This window comes from Kribbella sp. NPDC049174 (assembly GCF_043197365.1).
Classification (GTDB): Bacteria; Actinomycetota; Actinomycetes; order Propionibacteriales; family Kribbellaceae; genus Kribbella.
Map to the genome: position 1 here is coordinate 1,881,854 of NZ_JBICSZ010000001.1, position 18,668 is coordinate 1,900,521.

22 protein-coding genes are annotated in these 18,668 nt (G+C 68.2%); 9 read left to right on the top strand and 13 right to left on the bottom strand.

Going from position 1 to position 18,668, the window contains the following annotated elements; translation table 11 throughout:
* Window positions 1–5: 5 nt before the first annotated feature.
* Both ACGFIF_RS08925 and ACGFIF_RS08930 read right to left on the bottom strand, forming a co-directional pair.
* The gene (locus tag ACGFIF_RS08925) at window positions 6–446 is read right to left on the bottom strand and encodes a hypothetical protein (RefSeq protein WP_393153029.1); all 441 of its coding nucleotides are present in this window, start codon (window positions 444–446) and stop codon (window positions 6–8) included.
* A gap of 71 nt (window positions 447–517) precedes the next feature.
* Window positions 518–1,501 (bottom strand): NAD(P)H-binding protein, encoded by a 984-nt coding sequence (locus ACGFIF_RS08930; RefSeq protein WP_393153031.1) that lies wholly within the window; start codon window positions 1,499–1,501, stop codon window positions 518–520.
* Between the two features lie 93 nt (window positions 1,502–1,594).
* Between ACGFIF_RS08930 and ACGFIF_RS08935 the strand changes: the two genes are divergently transcribed.
* On the top strand, window positions 1,595–2,563 hold the full coding sequence (locus ACGFIF_RS08935) for a helix-turn-helix domain-containing protein (RefSeq protein WP_393153033.1): 969 nt from the start codon (window positions 1,595–1,597) through the stop codon (window positions 2,561–2,563).
* Between the two features lie 3 nt (window positions 2,564–2,566).
* Here ACGFIF_RS08935 and ACGFIF_RS08940 read toward each other — a convergent pair whose 3' ends face one another.
* Entirely contained in the window at window positions 2,567–3,574 is a 1,008-nt protein-coding gene (locus ACGFIF_RS08940; protein WP_393153035.1) for a DUF4037 domain-containing protein, read from the bottom strand.
* Window positions 3,575–3,633: 59 nt separating this feature from the next.
* Between ACGFIF_RS08940 and ACGFIF_RS08945 the strand changes: the two genes are divergently transcribed.
* The 4 genes from ACGFIF_RS08945 (at window position 3,634) to ACGFIF_RS08960 (ending at window position 5,907) form a co-directional block, all read left to right on the top strand.
* Window positions 3,634–4,050: a hypothetical protein gene (locus tag ACGFIF_RS08945; RefSeq protein WP_393153037.1), complete on the top strand. Its 417-nt coding sequence runs from the start codon at window positions 3,634–3,636 to the stop codon at window positions 4,048–4,050.
* A gap of 67 nt (window positions 4,051–4,117) precedes the next feature.
* Window positions 4,118–4,537 (top strand): VOC family protein, encoded by a 420-nt coding sequence (locus ACGFIF_RS08950; RefSeq protein ID WP_393153039.1) that lies wholly within the window; start codon window positions 4,118–4,120, stop codon window positions 4,535–4,537.
* 126 nt (window positions 4,538–4,663) lie between these two features.
* Window positions 4,664–5,413, top strand: coding sequence for an SDR family NAD(P)-dependent oxidoreductase (locus tag ACGFIF_RS08955; protein ID WP_393153041.1), 750 nt, complete (start codon window positions 4,664–4,666; stop codon window positions 5,411–5,413).
* A 17-nt stretch (window positions 5,414–5,430) separates the two neighbouring features.
* Window positions 5,431–5,907: a GNAT family N-acetyltransferase gene (locus tag ACGFIF_RS08960; protein ID WP_393153043.1), complete on the top strand. Its 477-nt coding sequence runs from the start codon at window positions 5,431–5,433 to the stop codon at window positions 5,905–5,907.
* Here the strand turns inward: ACGFIF_RS08960 and ACGFIF_RS08965 are convergent.
* Genes ACGFIF_RS08965 through ACGFIF_RS08975 form a run of 3 tightly spaced genes read right to left on the bottom strand, consistent with a single transcriptional unit; the run spans window position 5,872 to window position 7,595 of the window.
* On the bottom strand, window positions 5,872–6,000 hold the full coding sequence (locus ACGFIF_RS08965) for a hypothetical protein (RefSeq protein WP_393153045.1): 129 nt from the start codon (window positions 5,998–6,000) through the stop codon (window positions 5,872–5,874). The genes ACGFIF_RS08960 and ACGFIF_RS08965 overlap by 36 nt on opposite strands.
* 27 nt (window positions 6,001–6,027) lie before the next feature.
* Complete coding sequence (locus tag ACGFIF_RS08970) at window positions 6,028–6,792, bottom strand: MBL fold metallo-hydrolase (protein ID WP_393153047.1); 765 nt, start codon at window positions 6,790–6,792, stop codon at window positions 6,028–6,030.
* Between the two features lie 11 nt (window positions 6,793–6,803).
* A complete protein-coding gene (locus ACGFIF_RS08975; protein WP_393153049.1) occupies window positions 6,804–7,595 on the bottom strand; it encodes an alpha/beta hydrolase in 792 nt (263 codons plus the stop codon).
* 149 nt (window positions 7,596–7,744) lie between these two features.
* Here ACGFIF_RS08975 and ACGFIF_RS08980 point away from each other — a divergent pair, with 149 nt between their 5' ends.
* A complete protein-coding gene (locus tag ACGFIF_RS08980) occupies window positions 7,745–8,701 on the top strand; it encodes a helix-turn-helix domain-containing protein (RefSeq protein WP_393153051.1) in 957 nt (318 codons plus the stop codon).
* Here the strand turns inward: ACGFIF_RS08980 and ACGFIF_RS08985 are convergent.
* On the bottom strand, window positions 8,685–9,482 hold the full coding sequence (locus tag ACGFIF_RS08985) for a MerR family transcriptional regulator (RefSeq protein WP_393153053.1): 798 nt from the start codon (window positions 9,480–9,482) through the stop codon (window positions 8,685–8,687). The two genes, ACGFIF_RS08980 and ACGFIF_RS08985, sit on opposite strands and share 17 nt — an antisense overlap.
* Window positions 9,483–9,561: 79 nt before the next feature.
* Here ACGFIF_RS08985 and ACGFIF_RS08990 point away from each other — a divergent pair, with 79 nt between their 5' ends.
* From ACGFIF_RS08990 to ACGFIF_RS09000, 3 genes are all read left to right on the top strand, one after another.
* Window positions 9,562–9,864: a nuclear transport factor 2 family protein gene (locus ACGFIF_RS08990; protein WP_393153055.1), complete on the top strand. Its 303-nt coding sequence runs from the start codon at window positions 9,562–9,564 to the stop codon at window positions 9,862–9,864.
* A 42-nt stretch (window positions 9,865–9,906) separates the two neighbouring features.
* Window positions 9,907–10,752 (top strand): AraC family transcriptional regulator N-terminal domain-containing protein, encoded by an 846-nt coding sequence (locus tag ACGFIF_RS08995; RefSeq protein WP_393153057.1) that lies wholly within the window; start codon window positions 9,907–9,909, stop codon window positions 10,750–10,752.
* 75 nt (window positions 10,753–10,827) lie between these two features.
* On the top strand, window positions 10,828–11,607 hold the full coding sequence (locus ACGFIF_RS09000) for an SDR family NAD(P)-dependent oxidoreductase (protein WP_393153059.1): 780 nt from the start codon (window positions 10,828–10,830) through the stop codon (window positions 11,605–11,607).
* Here ACGFIF_RS09000 and ACGFIF_RS09005 read toward each other — a convergent pair.
* The 6 genes from ACGFIF_RS09005 to ACGFIF_RS09030 all read right to left on the bottom strand — a co-directional run bounded on the left by ACGFIF_RS09005 (window position 11,595) and on the right by ACGFIF_RS09030 (window position 18,631).
* Window positions 11,595–12,542 carry a small ribosomal subunit Rsm22 family protein gene (locus ACGFIF_RS09005; protein WP_393153061.1) on the bottom strand — a complete coding sequence of 316 codons (948 nt, stop codon included), beginning with the start codon at window positions 12,540–12,542 and terminating at the stop codon, window positions 11,595–11,597. The genes ACGFIF_RS09000 and ACGFIF_RS09005 overlap by 13 nt on opposite strands.
* A 225-nt stretch (window positions 12,543–12,767) precedes the next feature.
* On the bottom strand, window positions 12,768–13,433 hold the full coding sequence (locus ACGFIF_RS09010) for a VOC family protein (RefSeq protein WP_393153063.1): 666 nt from the start codon (window positions 13,431–13,433) through the stop codon (window positions 12,768–12,770).
* Between the two features lie 55 nt (window positions 13,434–13,488).
* Window positions 13,489–14,139 carry a dihydrofolate reductase family protein gene (locus tag ACGFIF_RS09015; RefSeq protein WP_393153065.1) on the bottom strand — a complete coding sequence of 217 codons (651 nt, stop codon included), beginning with the start codon at window positions 14,137–14,139 and terminating at the stop codon, window positions 13,489–13,491.
* 69 nt (window positions 14,140–14,208) lie between these two features.
* Window positions 14,209–14,991 (bottom strand): DinB family protein, encoded by a 783-nt coding sequence (locus ACGFIF_RS09020; RefSeq protein WP_393153067.1) that lies wholly within the window; start codon window positions 14,989–14,991, stop codon window positions 14,209–14,211.
* 62 nt (window positions 14,992–15,053) lie between these two features.
* On the bottom strand, window positions 15,054–16,826 hold the full coding sequence (locus ACGFIF_RS09025) for an ABC transporter ATP-binding protein (RefSeq protein WP_393153069.1): 1,773 nt from the start codon (window positions 16,824–16,826) through the stop codon (window positions 15,054–15,056).
* The gene (locus tag ACGFIF_RS09030) at window positions 16,823–18,631 is read right to left on the bottom strand and encodes an ABC transporter ATP-binding protein (RefSeq protein WP_393153071.1); all 1,809 of its coding nucleotides are present in this window, start codon (window positions 18,629–18,631) and stop codon (window positions 16,823–16,825) included. The genes ACGFIF_RS09025 and ACGFIF_RS09030 overlap by 4 nt, the downstream gene beginning before the upstream one ends.
* Between the last annotated feature and the right edge of the window lie 37 nt (window positions 18,632–18,668).

Here is an 18,668-nt window from a genome sequence, read left to right on the forward strand (position 1 = left end):
CGTTGCTATCGGCAAGAGTCGTGTAGCCGGTGGTGTACGGGTGATCGGCTCGCCAGGCCGGCAGCGACAGCCCGCGGTAGTCGGTGACACCGCGTTCGCTGTCGCGGACCGCGAGGACCTGGTCGACGTTGTCGATGAGCCGGTCGAGGTAAGAGGTAATACGTGTCGCGGTACGTCTCGTACATCCGGACCAGCCCGAGCAGCACGTACGACTGACTCCAGGCCAGCATGCCGGACCGGCCGTCGGCGTTGGTGTTGTCGTTCGGCTGGTCCGGCTGTCCCGGCCCGCCTTGCTGGAACAGCCGGTCCCAGTCGTCGAACGTCGTACGGGCGGTGTAGTCGATCTCCGCGGCGAACGCGGGGGCGGCGGACAGAGCTGACCCGGCGACGGCTCCGGCCGCGGCCACACCGCCCACCCGGAGAAAGTCGCGACGGTTGAGAGTCATGGTGGGCGGCCTCCGGCTGAACGTGGGCGGACGTGCTGCGGGGAGGCTCACATCCTCTCGCAGGTACGGGGTTATGGCAGCTCGACCGAGAGGTGCGGCGCCAGCGACCGGAGGAAATCGGCCGCGTCGAACATCGCCCCGGCCGAGGCCACCCCGGATGTCCGCGCTTCACCGGCGAGCAACCGCCGTACCGCTTCCACCGCCAAGGGTGCGGTGACCGCGTAGATGTCCCGGCCCCGGGCAACGGCACGCCGCTCGACTCCGCCGGCGCGGACCACGACGTCGACGACGAACGTCTGGTCGGCACTCCCCTGCGGCGGAGGCGCCGGCGTGTCCGGGTTCGACAGGTCTGTTGCCGCCTCAACTGTCATGTAAGTGCGCACGTCTGGTACGTCGACATGACTGGGAACTGTCACCACATCAGCCATGCTGAAGTCGGCGATCACCTGACGCCGGCCGAGCGGCTCCAGGAACAGCCAGTCCTGCTGCGTCGGCTTGTCGTCGTGGTACTCGAGCGCGCCGTTCCTGAAGCGCACCCGCCGTCCCGCCCGACGATCGTGCGACACCTTTCCCGCGACCCGGGTGCCCGGCGTGGGATGCCAGCTGTTCAAGCCGTACGCGACGCGCACCTCGTCCGCCGTGGTCCAGTCCCCCAGCGCCGCGGTCACGAGCAGGTCGCCCAGTCCGCCGTAGAACGCCATCGCCGGAACCACTGGGGTCTCGGCCTTGGCGTAGTCGGCGAATGTCGACGCGTTCGCCTCGATCTCGGCCGCGACATCGACGTACGGGATCCCGGCCCGCAGGGCCGCCTCGATCACCGGGCCTGCGGTCGTGGCGAACGGGCCGGCGGTGTTGATGACGGCTGCCGCGCCGTCGAGCGCACGGTCCAATGCACCTGGGTCGTCTACCGACGCCGGGCGTGCCAGGTCCGAGATCGACGACAACCGGGCCGCGTCGCGACCGGAGACGATCGGCGTGAAGCCGCGCTCGGCCAGTTCGGCGACGACGAAGCGGCCCGTGTGTCCGGTCGCTCCATAGACCACAACTGCAGACATTCGTGTTCCTCCACTCGTTGGTGCGACGAGTCTCGCGGTCCGACGGCCTGGAGTGTGAGAGTCCGGAACGACACCATGCGTACACTTTCGGACATGCACACCGTCGCACTGGCCACCGCCGGCCATCTGCTCCACTTCGAGCTCGGCGTGGCCTACGAGATCTTCGGCAATCCACCGCGTGAGGCGCTGTCGGGCAGCTGGTACGACGTGCTGCTCTGCGGACCGGGGCCGGTACAGGTCGGTCCGTTCGCGGTCCAGCCCGATCACGGTCTGGACCGTCTGGTCAGCGCCGACACCGTGATCGTCCCGGCGTGCGCCGATGTCGACGAACCACCGCCGGCCGAGCTGGTCGACGCCGTACGTGCGGCCCACGAGGCGGGTGCGCGGATCGCGTCGCTCTGCACGGGTGCGTTCGTCCTCGGCGCTGCGGGTCTGCTCGACGGCCGGCGCGCCACCACGCACTGGGTGCACACTGCGGAGCTGAGTGCGCGGTATCCGCTGGCCGAGGTCGATCCGGACGTGCTCTACACGGACAACGGCAGCGTGCTGACCTCAGCCGGCAAGGCCGCTGCGGTGGATCTCAGCTTGCACCTGATCCACCTCGATCACGGGGCCACGATCGCCAACGGTGTCGCCAGGCGTCTCGTCGTACCGCCGCACCGGTCTGGCGGTCAGGCGCAGTTCGTGGCGACGCCGGTCGATGTGAAGGGCGACCACCGGCTTGTCCAGTTGCTCGCGTGGGTGCTCGAGCGGCTGGACCAGCCGTTGACCGTGACCGACATGGCTCGGCGGGCGAACACGAGTCCTCGCCATCTTGGCCGGCAGTTCCGAGCCGTGACCGGGCAGACGCCGCTGCAGTGGCTGCTGACCCAGCGGGTACGGCGCGCGCAGGAGTTGCTGGAGACGACCGATCAGAGTGTCGAGTCGATCGCCGTCGCGACTGGGATGGGGACGGCGACCACGCTGCGGCGTCAGTTCAAGCGGGTCGTCGCGGTGCCGCCGGACAGCTACCGGCGGGCCTTTCGCGGTACCGATGCTTCGGCGGTCTCGGCCCGCGACTGACGGCTAAGGATGGGTGATCGCCGCTCGTCGAGCAGCGGGATCGACGAGGACGGCGACGTTGTCCGTCCGTTGCTCGATGCTCCCCCGGGCGCGGGGCAGGTCAGGAGCGTCGGCCAGCAGCGCGGCGATGATCGCGTCGTTCGCGTGCAGGTACGGACGATCCCAGAAGTCCACGGTGGCCGGTCCTGGAGCCGGCAGTCCGACCGCGCGCTGCCGGTTCAGCAGATGCTCCAGCGCCCGCCCGAGCTGTTGTTGCCGGTAGCGCCAATGGTCGGCCTTCAAGGTCTTCCGCAGCGCGTCACCCACCTCGCGCGCACACGGCAGCTGCGCGAACAGCGTCCCGCGCCACTTCGGGTACGGCGGCCAACGCCGCTCGATCATGAACGCCAGGTGCACCGCGACGTCGACCAACCGCGCCGCGATCACCCGCGAACCGATGTCGTCCCCGAGATCCCCGGCCCGGCTCATCAACGGCATCTCCTCCTGGAGCCGGAGCCAGTCGCAGGCCAGGACATAGCGCCAGACGTCGTCCGGATACCACTGCAACCGGTCGCGGACGGCGGAGATGTCGCCGACCTGGTCGACGAACACCGGCCCGCCGACCACCTCCAGAACGGCCTGCCCGGTCATGGTCAGCCAGTCGATTGTCGACAACTCGTCCCGAGGGTCGAATCCGAGCCGGCCCCTGACGAATCCCGCGGCCGAGGCGACCTCGACGTGGTGGATGCTCTCGGTCTGGCCGGTGAACGGGAAGCGCGTCGGCAGGCCGGCGTACGTGTCTGGCAACTCCTTGGCGAGGTACGCGTCCACCTCGTAGCGGCTGGTCTCGTCGACGAGAAGTGTCAGTCGCAGACCCCAGTCGTGGTCCCGGGAGGTCGCATCGTCGAGCCCCAGTACGTCGGACCCACTGCCGAGCCGGCCGGCCGCGTGCGGGAGCTTCGGCCACTTGGCCGCGAGCAATGGTCCGACCACCTCGTCGTAGTACGCGCGAGCCAACCCCCGACCATCCACACCCCGATACTGCCGGACCTGCCCGCCGGACACGAGAGGATTTCGGATACGGTGACCGCGTGTCGGGCCAACCTGTCGAGCGCCGGCGTGCCTCCGGCTGGGCGCTGGGAGACGCGTTGGCCGTCGTCGCGATCGTGCTTGCACTGGCGGCGCCGGCCTTGCTCGGTCTCTCGCGCACGGTGCAGACGCCGCTGATGGAGACCACACCGGCCAGTGTCATGGTGGCCATCGCGATGGGTGTCGCGGTGGCGATCTTCCGGCTGCTCGAGCCTCGTCGCGCCGATCTGCGCCTCGCCCGCGACGGATCCCTGGGTCGCAGGCTCTACCTGTTCGTCGCCTGCCTCTGGCTGCTCTGCCCGATTGTTTCAATCGTTCGGCTGACCGGAGATCCGTCGTTGTCCACCGCGGTGGCCGTCCTCGGCCAGTTGGCGGCCATCGCCGTGATGTTCCACCACGCCCGGAACTCAGCCGCCTAGGCCGGTTGTTGGCGGCGGACGGTGATAGTCGTATGGGTTCATGGCTCCGGTGGATGAGGAGAGGCCTGTGACGGGGTATCCGAGGAAGATGCACACGGCGCTGGACACGACGGATGTGCGTGGACTGGCGGAGTTCTACCGCGAGCTGCTCGGCCTGCAATACCGGCCTGGGGATGAGCCGCCGGCCGATGGTTCTGTCGACGATGCGGACTGGCTGGTCCTGGTCGATGACGACGGGAATCGTCAACTGGCGTTTCAGCAGGTCGACGTCCTGCCGCGATCGACCTGGCCGTCGCAGGACGTCCCGATGCAGCTGCACATCGACTACGCCGTGCCGTCCCTCGATGACCTGCACCACCACAGACAACGCGCGCTGGACCTCGGCGCCGAGCTACTCCTCGACCGCACAACCGAAGGCGGCGAACCCCTCTACGTCCTCGCCGACCCATCCGGCCACCCTTTCTGCCTCCTGGTCGGCCAGCCCTGAACTCCCCGAACTCCTTGTGACAGCTGGGGGTGGTGGTGTTCGTCACCTGGTGAGGGCGTCACAGGGGCTCGGGTGTCGGCATCTTGTGTTCGTTCTGTAGACCGAGCACGAGGTGAGGACCAAGCTATGAGCAAGATCGCGCTGGTGACCGGGGCCAACAAGGGGATCGGTCGTGGGGTTGCCGAGCAGTTGGCTTCGCTGGGTATGACAGTGCTGATCGGTGCGAGGGATGCGCGCCGGGGTGAGGAGGCTGCCGCGGAGTTGCGCGCGGCAGGTGGTGAGGTGCATGCGGTCACCCTGGATGTCACCGATCCGGCCACCGTCCGGGAGGCGGCGAAGCAGATCGAGGAGCGGTTCGGGCTCCTCGACGTACTGATCAACAACGCCGGCATCACCGGGTCCGGACAGGTGTCGCCCATGGACGCCTACGATCAGGTGCCCAGCACCGTCGAGCTGGACATGGTCCGGGCGGTGTTCGACACCAACGTCTTCGGGGTGATCGCGGTGACCAACGCGATGCTGCCGCTGCTGCGGCGGTCGGCGGCACCGCGCATCGTCAACGTCAGCAGTCATGGCGGGTCGGTGACTCTCACCTGTGACCCGGACGGACCGTTCGCAGCACTGCTGCCGTCGGCGGCGTACGTACCGTCCAAGGCCGCGCTCAACGCGCTGACGGTGCAGTACGCCAACGAGCTGCGCAAGGACGGCTTCCTCGTCAACGCCGTCGCCCCGGGCTACGTCGACACCGACAGCAACAACCACGCCGGCCTCCTGACGGTCGCGCAGGGCGCCGCGGTCCTCGTCCGCATGGCCACCCTCGACGCCGACGGCCCGACTGCCGGCTTCTTCAGCGAAGACGGCCCTGTGCCCTGGTGACCGATAGGCTCCGGCCTATGTTTCGTGAGGCTGGAGCCGACGACTTCGAGGCCGTCATGGGGTTGTATCGACAGCTGCATCCCGGGGATCCGGTCCGGCGCGACGACGCCGACGCGGAGGTGTTCGCGCAGATCCTGAGGACCCCGGGTTTGCGGCTGTACGTGCTCGAGGTCGACGGCAAGGTCGTCGCGACGACGTACCTGAACCTCATCCCGAATCTCACCCGCGGTGCGACCCCGTACGCCGTCGTCGAGAACGTGGTCGTCGATGCCGCGGTACGGGGGTCCGGGCTCGGGAAGCGGATCATGGCGGGCACCTTGCAGGCGGCGACGGATGCCGGTTGCTACAAGGTGATGCTGATGACGGGCTCCCGGCGGGAATCCACGCATGCGTTCTACAGGGCGTGTGGGTTCGACCCGGATGCGAAGACGGCGTACGTCTTCCACCCAGCCCGAGAGTCAGGGCAGAGAGTCGAGGGCGTCCTGCAGGTCTAGCACCGACGAGGTCCACGCTCCAGCAGTACGACGTACGACGCCGTCCTCCAACGACGCCCCGCCGTCGAATCCGCCCTCCAGCCGCTCAGCCATGCCGCACATGCTGCCAGCCGGACCACATCAGACCGATACGAGCCCTGTCACGCCGAGCTCGAGCCACCGCGCCTCCAGGCCACCCGCAGCGAACGCCCCCGCAACCCCGGGCCGCCCCTGGGAGAAGTGACTCCACCCCTCGTAATGCACCGGGATCACCGTCTGCGGCCGGAGCAACGAGCACAGCTCGACACCGTCCCGACCGGTCATCGAGTAGCGCAGCGGCCCGGTCACACCGAACCGCACCGCGCCGAGATGAAGCAGCACCGTCCCCACATCGAACCGACCGCCGACCTGCCGCATCCCGTCGTACAGGACGCTGTCGCCCGAGACCCACAACGCCCCGTGCTCCTGCCCCGGCCACTCCAGCGCGAACCCGATCACGTCACCCGTGATCGGCCGGCTGAGTGGCGGCCCATGCCGGCAAGGCGTCGCCGTGATCGACAACGACGGCCGTCCTGGCGCGGACAGCGTATGAACGGCCCAAGGCGCCAACCCGACCGCTCCACCACCAAGCCGCGCGGCACCAGCCACCGTCGTCACCACCGCTCCGACCCGTGGCAGCAGCGCACGCCCCAAATCGTCGAGGTTGTCGGCATGCTGATCGTGCGTCAGCAGTACGGCGTCGATCTCCGGCAACTCGTCCACGCCGACCGCCGGCCCGACCAGCTTGACCGAGGAAGACCCCCACCCGAAGGTGTACCGGCGACCGGGTGGATCGAACGTCGGATCGGTGAGCAGCCGCCACCCGTCGACCTCGATCAGCGTCGTCGGGCCGCCGATGTGGGTCATCCGGGCGAGACTCACGAGTGCGCCAGCGCCCAGTCCAGGACCTCGTCGGCGATCCGCTCCCAGCCTTCCTGCGCGGGCAGCAGGTGCGCGTAACCCTCGTACTCACGGATCTCCGTGATGGTGTTGGACTTGTAGTGCTTGTGGTTCGAGCGCTGGATCTCCGGCGGCATGATGTGGTCCTCGGAGCCGGACACGAACAGCAGCGGCGCGCGCGAGTCGTTGCGGTAGTCGACCCAGGTGTCCTGGTGCCCCGGCTGGAAGTTCGCCAGCACACTGCCCCACAGGATCCCGCCGTTCGCCGGGATCGCGTACCGCTCGTACAGCCGGCGGGCCTCGTCCTCGGTGAACGTGTTCGTGAAGGCGTAGTTCCACTGCTCGAAGTTCAGCGGGACCGCCTTGTGCCGGTTCGCCGGGCTCTTCAGCACCGGGAACGTCGACTTGACCTGCGACACCGGCACGACGCGCACGCCCTCGGTCGGCGCGGAGTTCATCGCCACCCCGGCCGCGCCGAACCCGTGGTCGAGCAGGATCTGCGTGAACGCGCCGCCGGCCGAGTGCCCGATGATGATCGGCGGTGTCTCCAGTGCGCGGATCACCGACTCCAGGTGCTCGATGATGGCCGGCACGGTCAGTTTCAGGACCGGGGTCGGGTCCGCGTTCAGCGACTCCACCTCGACCTCGAACCCGGGATAGCCCGGCGCCAGGACCTTGAAACCGCGCGCCTCGTAGTGGGTGATCCAGTGCTCCCAGCTCCGCGGCGTCACCCAGAAACCGTGAACCAGCACGATGGTGTCAGCAGGCATGATCGTGTCCCCTTCCCTCCGGGAGGTTTGCCGGAAAACGTAGCTGTCCGGGCGGCGTCCTTCGTAGGATGTGCGTGCACGGATCTGGGCTGTGTCTGCACAGTTCGCCCCCCAGGTTCAGGTGTTTCCAGGGGTGGAGGGGGTTGTGGATGGCCGTGCTGCTCGATACCGCCGTACTGCCGAAACAGGACCGGGCCGAGGCGTTCTACGCGGCGATGATGTCGGCGAGTGTGCCGTCCCGGGTCGAGCACGAGGATCCGTCCGGCGACGTGCACGCCCGGATGGACTTCTGGCGGCTCGGTACGCCGGATCTGTTCCGGAACGAGGGATCCGGGATCCGGCTGGTTCGAACTCCGAAGCACGTCCGGATCGGGGGTCCTGAGCGGCTCGCGCTGGCCGTGCAGGTGATCGGGGCGGGGGTGTTCAGTCAGGGCGGGGCGGATCAGCGGGTCCGCACCGGGGAGCTGATGCTGGTCGACCTGACCGCGCCGTACGACTTCGCCTGGCGCGGTCGTGGGGCGTCACAGGCGTTCCAGATCGACTACGAGGACCTCGGGCTGAGTGTGGAGACGATCCGCGCGGCCGCGCGGCGGTTGCCCAGCAGTCCGCTGTACGACCTGATGCTGCACCATCTCACCCTGCTCCCCGGGATCATCAGCTCGCTGCAGGGCACCGAGTCGGCCGACATGGTCGGTACGGCGACGACGCAGCTCGTCCGGGCTCTCCTCACTTCTGCAGCGGACGACGATGTGCAGCAGCGGCCCGCGATGAGCGACGTACTGTTCACCCGCATCACCTGGTATGCGCGTCAGCACCTGGCCGACCCCGATCTCACGCCGGCCCGCATGGCGGCGGAGCACAACATCTCCGTCCGCTACCTCTACAAGCTCTTCGCCGAGCAGCATCTCAGCCTGGAACAGTGGCTGATCGCCGAGCGCCTCAAGGGCGCCGCCCGCCACCTGGCCGACCCCGCGAACCGCCATCGCTCCATCGCCGCGATCGCCGCCCACTGGGGCTTCCTCGACCCCGGCCACTTCACCCGCCGCTTCCGCAAGGCCCACGGCATGACACCGCGGGAATGGCGGCGTACTACCCACCAACCCTGAACACCGGCCACCCGATCTCGGTCCGCCACGCGGCCGGATCCGGGGTGTCTCGCGGACCGACGACGTACGTCTCATGCACCGGACCGTCCACGGCCAGCGCGTGTTCGACGACCCAGGCGCCGAGCCGCCCGTAGGTGACGTCGATGTCGTCATGGGTGCCGTGATGCACCGTTGCCGCGAGCTCGACCGCGGGCAGCTCGACCGGCTTCACCCGACCGTACGACGGTGGGTCGACGGCCGGCCGGTAGACGAGGACCGTGCCCCGGCCGGCCGAGAAGAGCTCGTTGTCGTAGCGCCCGCCCGGAGGACCTTCGTCGACGACCGCGTCGAGCTCGGCCATCGCGTCGTCGTACCACTCGAGAACGTTGCTGACATCAACCACATCGGTGATGGCGGCAACGACCCTCGGTGGCTCCGAGCGCACCGAAACGTTCAGGTCCCCCGCGTCCGGGCGCAGCAGGCGCTGGAGCGAGCTGACCGCCGCACGGGTCCGGTCCAGTGACTCCTGGAGTCGGTCGAGGTGCCCGGCGATCAGGTCGGCGCGCACGCCCGGATCGTCGGTGGCGAGGATCCGGGCGACCTCCGCCAGCGGTACGTCGAGCTCCCGCAGCCGATGGATCACCTGCGCGGACGGGATCTGCTCGGTGGTGTAGTACCGGTACCCGCTGACCGGATCGACCGCGGCCGGCGCCAGCAGCCCACTCTCGTGATAGCGGCGAAGGGTCCGCACGCTCAGATGGGTGAGCTGCGCGAACTCGCCGATCGTCAGCCCGCCTCGCACCCCGCCACTGTGCACCCTCTCCCGGGGAGAGAGTCAACTACTTGACCCTCTCCCCGGGAGAGACCCGACCGTGGGAGTCATGTTGCCAACCACAATCACCCAGTACCTGGCCAGCCCTTCACTCTCCCTGTATGCCGAGGACGCCGTCGTCACCGATGACGGCAAGACGTACCGCGGCCGCGAGGAGATCCGCGACTGGCTGGGCAGCGCGGCGCGCGAGTACACCTACACGACCGAGCTCATCAGCACCCGGCAGCTCGACGCGAACACCTACGTCGCCGTGAACCACCTCGAGGGGAACTTTCCCGGCGGCACCGTCGACCTCCACTACACGTTCACCCTCGAGAACGACCTGATCACCCGGCTCGTCATCGCACCCTGAGGTAGACGGTGTGCGTAGCCTGAAGCTGTCATGGAGACAGCGATGGCGGAGTTGCGTTCGTTGATCGCCGCCGCGGCCCGCCGCGAGCCGCCGATCGACGGACTGCTGCTGTCCGTGGTCGACGCGCCGACTGCCCCGATGGCCTCGCTGGCGACGCCGGTGTTCGCGCTCGTCGCGCAGGGCCGCAAACGGCTCGCGGTCGGCGACCAGGTCTTCGAGTACGGCGCCGGCGACTACCTCGTGGTGTCCGTGGACCTCCCCGTGACCGGCCACTTCACCAAGGCGCCGTTCCTGGGCGTCGGGCTGACCCTGCGGCCCGACGCCATCGCCTCGCTCCTCCTGGAGCACCGTCCGGCCGGCTCGTCCGCCGGCTTCTCCGTCAACGAAGCGCCGGCCGAGTTGATCGACGCGGTGGTCCGGCTACTGCGGCTCGCCGACGATCCCGAGGATGCGCGGGTGCTCGCGCCGATGATCGAGCGGGAGATCCTCTGGCGACTGTTGCGCGGACCGAACGGCGCCGCCGTCCGGCAGATCGGTCTGGCCGACAGCAGCCTGTCGCACATCGGCCGGGCGATCCGGTGGATCCGCGACCACTACACCGAACCGTTCCGGATCGAGGAACTCGCCGCGATGGCCGGGATGAGCGCGTCGGCGTTCCATCGGCACTTCCGGACGGTGACGGCGATGACCCCGATCCAGTTCCAGAAGAAGATCCGGCTGCAGGAGGCGCGGCTGCGGCTGGTGGGTCTCGGCGAGGACGTCACGAGTGCCGGGTACGCCGTGGGCTACGACAGCCCGTCACAGTTCAGCCGCGAGTACCGTCGCGAATTCGGTACGCCGCCCAGCCGTGACGTCAGCCGCCTGACCGCGGAACCCGCCTTCCCGTAAGTCCGGCAGGATCGTGCAAGTGATCGCTCGGAATTGTCTAACAACTAAACGTGTCTGCACCGTCTACTGGTGTGCATGACAGACATGATCAGGCAAGTCGCCATCGTCACCGGCGGGAGCTCCGGTATCGGGCAGAGCGCGGCCTTCGAGCTGGCGAAGCGCGGTGCCGGAGTGATCCTGACCTACCACGGCAACGCGACCGGCGGTCTGGAGACGGCCGAACGCATCGAGAAGGACGGCGGTACGGCGGTCGCACTGCGGCTCGACGTGAGTCGAAGCGACACCTTCGACGACTTCAAGACCGCCGTCACGGAGAGCCTGACCGAGCGGTTCGGTCGGACCACCTTCGACTTCCTCGTCAACAACGCCGGCGTCGGACAGCACCCGGTGCCGTTCGAGGAAACGACCGAGGAACTGTTCGACCAGATGTTGCGGATCCACCTCAAGGGGCCGTACTTCCTCACCCAGACCCTCCTGCCGCTGCTCGAGGACGGCGGCGCGATCGTGAACACCAGCAGCAGCTCCGCCCTCGACAACACCAAGCCCGAACCGGGGTACTCGGTCTACGCGAGTGTGAAGGGCGCCCAACTCGTGCTCACCCGCTACCTCGCCAAGGAGTTCAGCGTTCGCGGCATCCGGGTGAACGCGGTCGCGCCGGGTGTCACACGCACCCGACTCGGCGACGACGCGTTCTCGAAGTACCCCGAACTGATCCCGCCGCTGGCGGCTCGCACCGCGCTCGGCCGGATCGGCGAACCCGACGACGTCGGGAAGGTGATCGCCTTCCTCCTCTCCCCCGACGCCGCCTGGATCACCGCCCAAACCCTCGAAGCCTCCGGCGGCTACGACCTCTGACCCCACGCATCACCCCAGTCGGCAGATCGGGCCTCGCGGTACACCTCCTTCGACGCCTTGCTGACAATCAGTCGCTGACGGGCCCCGGTGGCAACACAGAGATCCAGCACAACCTGGCCCTTCGGGCGGGTCGGTCGGGTGATGATGCGGGCCGCGGCGGGTTGGACGGGCGCGCGAGTGGCGACGAGGTAGGTGAACTTCTCGTCCTCGTAGTTGCGCGTGCCCTCCTTGGCGAGGCGATGGAGTTCGGTTCTTGGCAGTCGTACGGCGAAGTGGCACCAGTCGCTCGTGGTCAACGGGCACGCGTGCTGGTGTGGACAGGGTGCGGCGATCGTCATGCCGTGCTGGAGGAGTTGCCGCCGTACGTCGAGGATCCGGTGGAAGCCCCGTGGTGTGCCGGGCTCGACAATCACCACCGTGTCCGCGGTCTCGGCCACGGTGGTGATGAGTCGGTGGCGCGTGGCGTCGGAGAGTTCGTTCAGAACGTAGGCGATCGTGATCAGGTCGACGCGGCGGTCCGGGGTCCAGCGCCGGAGATCGGCAGCGGTCCAGCGTTGGTTGCTGCTGGCAAGGTTCCTGATCAGGCGGCGACCGAGCCGGATAGCGGCCGGTTGACGCTCGACGATCTCGCTGGTGATGGCCGGCCAGACCTCGGCGGCGGCCCAGGCCGCGGCTCCGGTCCCGCCGCCGAGATCCAGGTGCGTGGCGACATCGATGTCCACCGCGAGTAGAGCGGCGCGGATCGCGTGGTAGGTGGCCGGCATGCGGAAGGCGGCGTACGCGAGGCAGTCGAGGTCGTCGGCCATGCCGAGGGTGGTGTCGTCGACCTGCTCGGCGCGGTAGCGGGCCGACATGGCGGCGACGCGAGCGCGCAAGGCGTCGTACCTGACGCCGTTGAGGGCCTGGGTGAGGGCAGCATTCAGTTGTGTGTCCACGATGGACAGCTCCGGTTCGGTCGGTACGGGGTGCGCGTGGGCGCACGGGACCCGCGGCCAACGCCGCGACGTACCAACCGGTCCGGAGTGTTACTGAGCAGACTTACTGATCAGACAAGGAGGGGTCGGTACGGAACCGGATAGCCATGCAGGTCATGACGCACCTCCTCGATCGACTGTTGGGCCGACTGTAGCCAACAGACGGCGCGGAAGGCTTCTGGTTTATCAGCGGCCGAGGGAGGTGCAGATGCAGACCTTGTTGCCTTCCGGATCAGCGAGAACTGTGAAAGCCGGCGCTTCCTTGTCGTAGGTGATCCGGCCACCGGCCGCGACTCCGGCGGCGATGCGTTCCTCGGCGACGTCGTGCGGCACCCAGAGATCGACGTGGAAACGCTGTCGTGGGGTCTCGTGCGCGTCGGTCCCCTGGAACCACAGGTTCGGCACGCGTCCGGTCGGATCGACGACATCGCCGCCCGCAAACCGCTCGGTCCTGCCGGTGAGTACGGCGGCCCAGAACGGACCGACCGCCGCGAGGTCCGCAGTGTCCAGCGCAAGCTCGAACTGTCGCACCTCCAAAGGTTCGGCAGCGAGCCCCATCGACTGGGCGATCGGGCTGATCCGCCGCGCCACGTCGATATCGCGCTGGGTCACCCACGGGAACACGTGCTCGACGCCGTCGTCATCCCGGTAGACGGCATCCTTGCTGATCAGCTTCACATCGACGAACGTGTCCGCGATCCTGACCTCCGCGCAGCCCGCGCCGATGGCCTCCACGAAGCGGAGGCCATCGGCGAAAGACCCGGTCAGGAATCGTCCATGCAGGCCCTGGGCCAGCTTGCGCCAGTCGGCCAGGCCGGCATCCAGGATGGCCTGGGTCGTCAGTGCGTCCATGTCCGTTCCCCAATCACCACAGTGCGTCGAGGCTAGGACACCGCACCGACAAACCTCAGATGAGCACTTCCTTGCCGTCCTCGACCACGATGTCGCCGGTGCCGAGCGAGCCGAAGCCCTCCTGCCGCAGGGTCAGCGACACCACGCCGTTCCGCACCTCTCCGGAGGTGATCTTGTACGTCGACGGTACGGCGCCGTCCTCGAACAGCCGCTTCCCGGTACCGACCACGACCGGGAACTGGATCAGCCGGTAGGTGTCGACCAGGCCGGCGTCGTGCAGCGTGCGGGCGAGTTGCCAGCTCCCGTGGACCTGCAGCTCCCGGCCCGGCTGCTCCTTCAATCGCCGGACCTGGTCGATGATGTCGTCGCCGCGCAGTACGGTCGTGTCGCCCCAGGCCGCGTCGTCGTCGGAGAGGGTGTTGCTGACGACGTACTTCTTCCACGTGTTCAGCGCGGTCGAGACGATGTTGTCCGGCTCGACCGTGACCTGCGACCAGAAGGTCCGCATCATCTCGAACGTCGACCGCCCGAGCAGGATCGCGTCCGCCTCCCGGAACCACCCGTCTACCGGGTCCAGCTGACCCTCACCCGCGTGCGGCACCAGCCAGCCGCCGTGCCCGAATCCGTTGCTCCGGTCCTCGTCCGGTCCACCCGGACCCTGCATGACGCCGTCCAGGCTGACGAAGATGTTGACGCTGAGCTCCATGATTGTCTCCCATGGTGTGTAGGTGCGTTCTCGCCTACGCGTCGAACTGCCTGGACCGGACTCGACATCTCAGTTCTGAGATTTTCCGGACTCCAGTACGGCGAGGTCGCGCTCGGCGTACATCCGGTGCTCCCACTCCTCGCTCAGAATGCAGCCGAGACAGTCGCTGACCTGGTAGCTCTGCGACTCTGGGTATCCGGGCTCTGGCACCGGCTCGGTCATCTCGGTGAGCCGCTCGTCGGTGAGCTCGGCGAACACGGCACGCACCGTAGCCATCCGATCGGCCCGCAGCGCGAGCACCTCGTCGAGTGACGGCTGTACGTCGCGATCACGCGGAACCGGCGGGGTGTCGCGCATCTCGTCATGCGGTAGGTCCAGCGGATCCCACGGCGCCGGGTCGCCGAGGACGGCGCGTCGTACCCAGGCATCCGTGGCGAACACCAGGTGCCGCAGCGTCTGGATGAACGACCACTCCCCGTCCACGGACTCATGCAGCATCGCCGGCGGCAGCTTCCGGGCCCGATCGACCGTCTCACCCCACAACCGCTCCAGCAGCTCCCACGCCTCCCGATACCCGTCGGCATCGGCCGGCCGCATCTTCTCCCGCCCCGGGTGACGACGGTTCAGCTCAGCATCAACCAGCGGTACCACGTCAACACCCCACACCTTCAGATTCCGGATCTCTCCGTCGATCGACACATCCGCCACCAGCGCCCCACGAATCGTCGCCCCCTGCAGATTCACCACATCGAACCGCGCCCCGCCCAGGTCAACGTCATGAAACACCGCCCCCCGCAACGACAACTCCTCAAAACGAGCCCCGCCCAAATCCTCCCGCTTGAACTCACTCATCCCGCCAGCCTGCCGCACCCAACCCGCCGACGACCAGACTGAGCCGCCAGGGCGTTCGCGCATCAGTTGAGGCGGTAGGCGTGGGCTTGGAGGGTGTAGAGCTCGGCGTAGTGGCCGCCGGCGGCTAGGAGGTCGTCGTGGGTACCGGCTTCGGCGATTCGGCCGGCGTGCATGACGACGATCAGGTCGGCGACGCGGACTGTGGTGAATCTGTGGGTGACCAGGAGGGTTATGGCGTTGGTTGTGCGGGCTTGGTGGGCGGCCTCGGCGTAGCGGCGGAAGAGTTCGTGTTCGGTGGTTGGGTCGAGTGCGGAGGTGGGCTCGTCCAGGACGAGTAGTAGGGGTTGGTGGCGCATGAGGCCGCGGGCGATTGCCAGGCGTTGGCGCTGGCCGCCGGAGAGTTCGACGCCGTCGTCCCAGGTGGTGCCGAGCTGGGTGGACAGGCCGTTCGGCAGCGCGTGCAGGACGTCCTCGGCTGCGGCGTCGCGCAGCGCCTGATGGACGCGCGGCTCGTCGTCGACCGCGGCCAAGTCGCCCAGGCCGACGGCCTCGCGGGCGATCAGCTCGAAGTCGGCGAAGTCCTGGAACGCTCCCGACAGCCGCGACCGCCACGCCGCCGGGTCGAACTCGGCGAGATCCTTGCCGTCGACCAGGATCCGGCCGTCGGTCGGGCGATATAGGCCGGTCAGCAGCTTCACGAGGGTCGACTTCCCGGCGCCGTTCTCGCCCACCAGAGCGACCACCGAACCGGCCGGCAGATCGAGATCCACCGAGGCCACCGCGTCCGAGTCCGATCCCAGGTGACGGAACCGGACCGCCTCCAACCGGATCCCGGACTCCAGTTGCCGAGGTGGTTCCGAAGTACCGGCTCCGGAGGTCTGTACGGCGTAATCCTGCAGCCACACGAACCGCGACACGTTCCGCAGCAGGCTGGCGGTGTCCTGGACCGCGTTCGTCAAGATGCCGCTCACGTTCTCCAGCCCACGGACAGCGGTGACCGCGACCACGAGCGCCGCCACCGAGACGGCACCGCGCAGAGCGTCGTAGGTCATCCAACCCAGGACACCGATCGCCGCACCGAAGAACACGCCGGAGATCCCGGCCGACAACAGCGCGCCCTTCCGAGCACCGCGGACCAACGGTCGTTGCCAAGCGGCCGCACTGTCCCGAACCCGATGACGCAACTCCTGCCGCAGTCCGAACACGCGCGCTTCCGCTCCCCCGTCCGGCGACGTGACCAGATCGACCAAGTGTTGCGTCAATCGTGACGGCGCGGCGCTCTCCTCCTCGGCCGCGCGACCCCAGCGCGTGGTCCACCGACCAGTCAGCAACCGCGGGAATCCGAGGGCCGCGAGGATCAGCAGCCGCCAGTCCGCCGTCGCCGCGACGACGAGGATGCCGGTGGCGAACGCCAGGTTGTTCAGGATGTTGAGCAACATGTTGAGCGCACCACCGAGCGTCCCCTGCCCGTCACGCAGGCTCTGAGTGCGATCGAGGTAGTCGGGCGTCTCGAGGTGCTCCAGCGTCGGGACGCGCGCGATCAACTCCGCGATCTTCGCGTCGAAGTCGAACCCGACCCGCTCCATCAGCGCGATCCGCGCATTCGTGCCGACGATGCCCAGCAAGTTCTGCAGGCCGGAGACGGCCACCAGGGCGGCGACAGCGACTAGCATCTGCCCCCGATCGGCCGCGATCGCACCGGCCACGAACAACCCGAGGAACCACGGAGTCGCCGAGCGCAACAGGCGTCCAATGGTCTCGGCCAGACACGACAACGCGAGCCCAGGACTGACGCGGAACGCCGCCGTCAGCACCATCCACACGCCGCGCCTCATCGGAACCGCCCGGCCTGCAAGCGGAACAACGCGGCGAACTGACCATCGGCGGCCATGAGTTCGTCGTAGCTACCGTCCTCCACGATCCCCCGCTCCGGATCCAGTACGACGATGCGCTCAGCGTGCCGCACACTCGACAGCCGGTGCGTCACCAGGATCGTCGTGACACCTGCGGTCATATCCAGGAACCGGTCGAACAGAGCGGCCTCCGTCCGCACATCCAGCGCCGCGGTCGGCTCGTCCAGGATCAGTACGCCGGCGCCACCCGCAACAGCCGTCAACGCGCGAGCCAACGCAACCCGTTGCCACTGACCACCCGACAGCTCGGTGCCACCGTCGTACTCAGGTGAGAGGATCGTCTCCCACCCGACACGCTTCAGCAGTACGCCGCCGGCCGCGTCCGCGAGCGCCTGGTCGAGCAGCGGCTGCTGGTTGCGGATGGCAACAGCTCCGAGGCCGACGTTGTCCCGCAGCGGAAGGTGATAGCGGACGAAGTCCTGGAAGATTGCGGCTACTCGCGGCCGTCCGATGATCTCGTCGGCCGGATCGTTGCCGCCGACTGTGACCGTCCCAGTGTCGGGTCGGTACAGCCCGCACAGCAGCTTGATCAGCGTCGACTTACCAGCACCATTGGCGCCGACGACCGCGATCGACTGACCCGCCGGGATCTCGAGACTGAGCCGGGACAAGGTCGGCTCGGTGCGCGTCGGATACGTGAACGTCACATCCTTCAGCTGCACCTCCAACGCACCTGATGCGCTGGACGAGGTGTGGTCCGCCGGCGTTGCGAGGTCAGTAGACGGCAGCCCGGCCTCGCGGCGGAGCCCGACCAGTCCGGCGACAGTCGCGGCGTACTGTCCAAGCGCCCGCTGCGGGTCCCCGAGGATGCCGAACGCATCCATCGCCAGCACAGCCTGCAGCAGCGTCACCACAGCCGCCACGCCGACCTGCCGATCGGCCACGTCATCCGCCAGCAGCGTCAGCACCCCAGCGATAACCACCGCCGTCACCACGCAACTGACGTACACCGGCCTGAGACCGCGCCGGCGCAAGGGCCACAACTCAGCCATCGCGGACAGCCAGGTGAACCGGTACCGCTCCAGCAACCAGTCCGCCAGCCCGAACAGCCGGACCTCTTTCGCCCACGCCGGCTGCGTCAGCAGACTGCGCACGTACGCCGCCCGCCGCCGAGGACCCGCCGACGTCTGCATCACCCGGTCGAACGACGCGTCCACCCACCGCGTGAACGTCCACGCCATCACCACGAATGAGCCCGCCACCACGAACGGCACCCACCACCGCCACGTCAGCAGTACGGCGAACGCCCCCACACCAGCGAGCCGGGTGCTGAGCACCTGCCACGTGCTGTTCAACCCGAACATGAACGTCCAGTCGCGGGTCGCGTCCACAACAGCCTGCAGGCGACCCGAAAAGCCCGGCGAGTCCAGCAGGTCGAGACCTCGTGGGCGCAGACTCGTCTCGGCGAGCAACTCCAGTACGTACGCCGCCGTCGCAGCCGTCGTCCTCGCGGTCAACCAGCTCACCACCGACGACAGCAACGGACCGCTGATCATCAGCCCGCCCATGACCCCGAACCACGGCCACACCGCCCCATCACCCGACAAGGCGGCAATGAAGTGGCCGATGGCAACCATCAGCCCGGTCCCGACGGCGGCCTCCAAAGTCACGACGACGCCAGTCACGAGCATCCAGCCCGGGCAGGCGCGCCACATCACCCTGACCTGCAGCCAGTACCGGCTCACGTGGTCAGCTCGAGCGCGGGCGTCGAGAGGGGGCGGCGGCACCACGTCAGCGTAGCGACTATGAAGCCCCCGGCTAAAA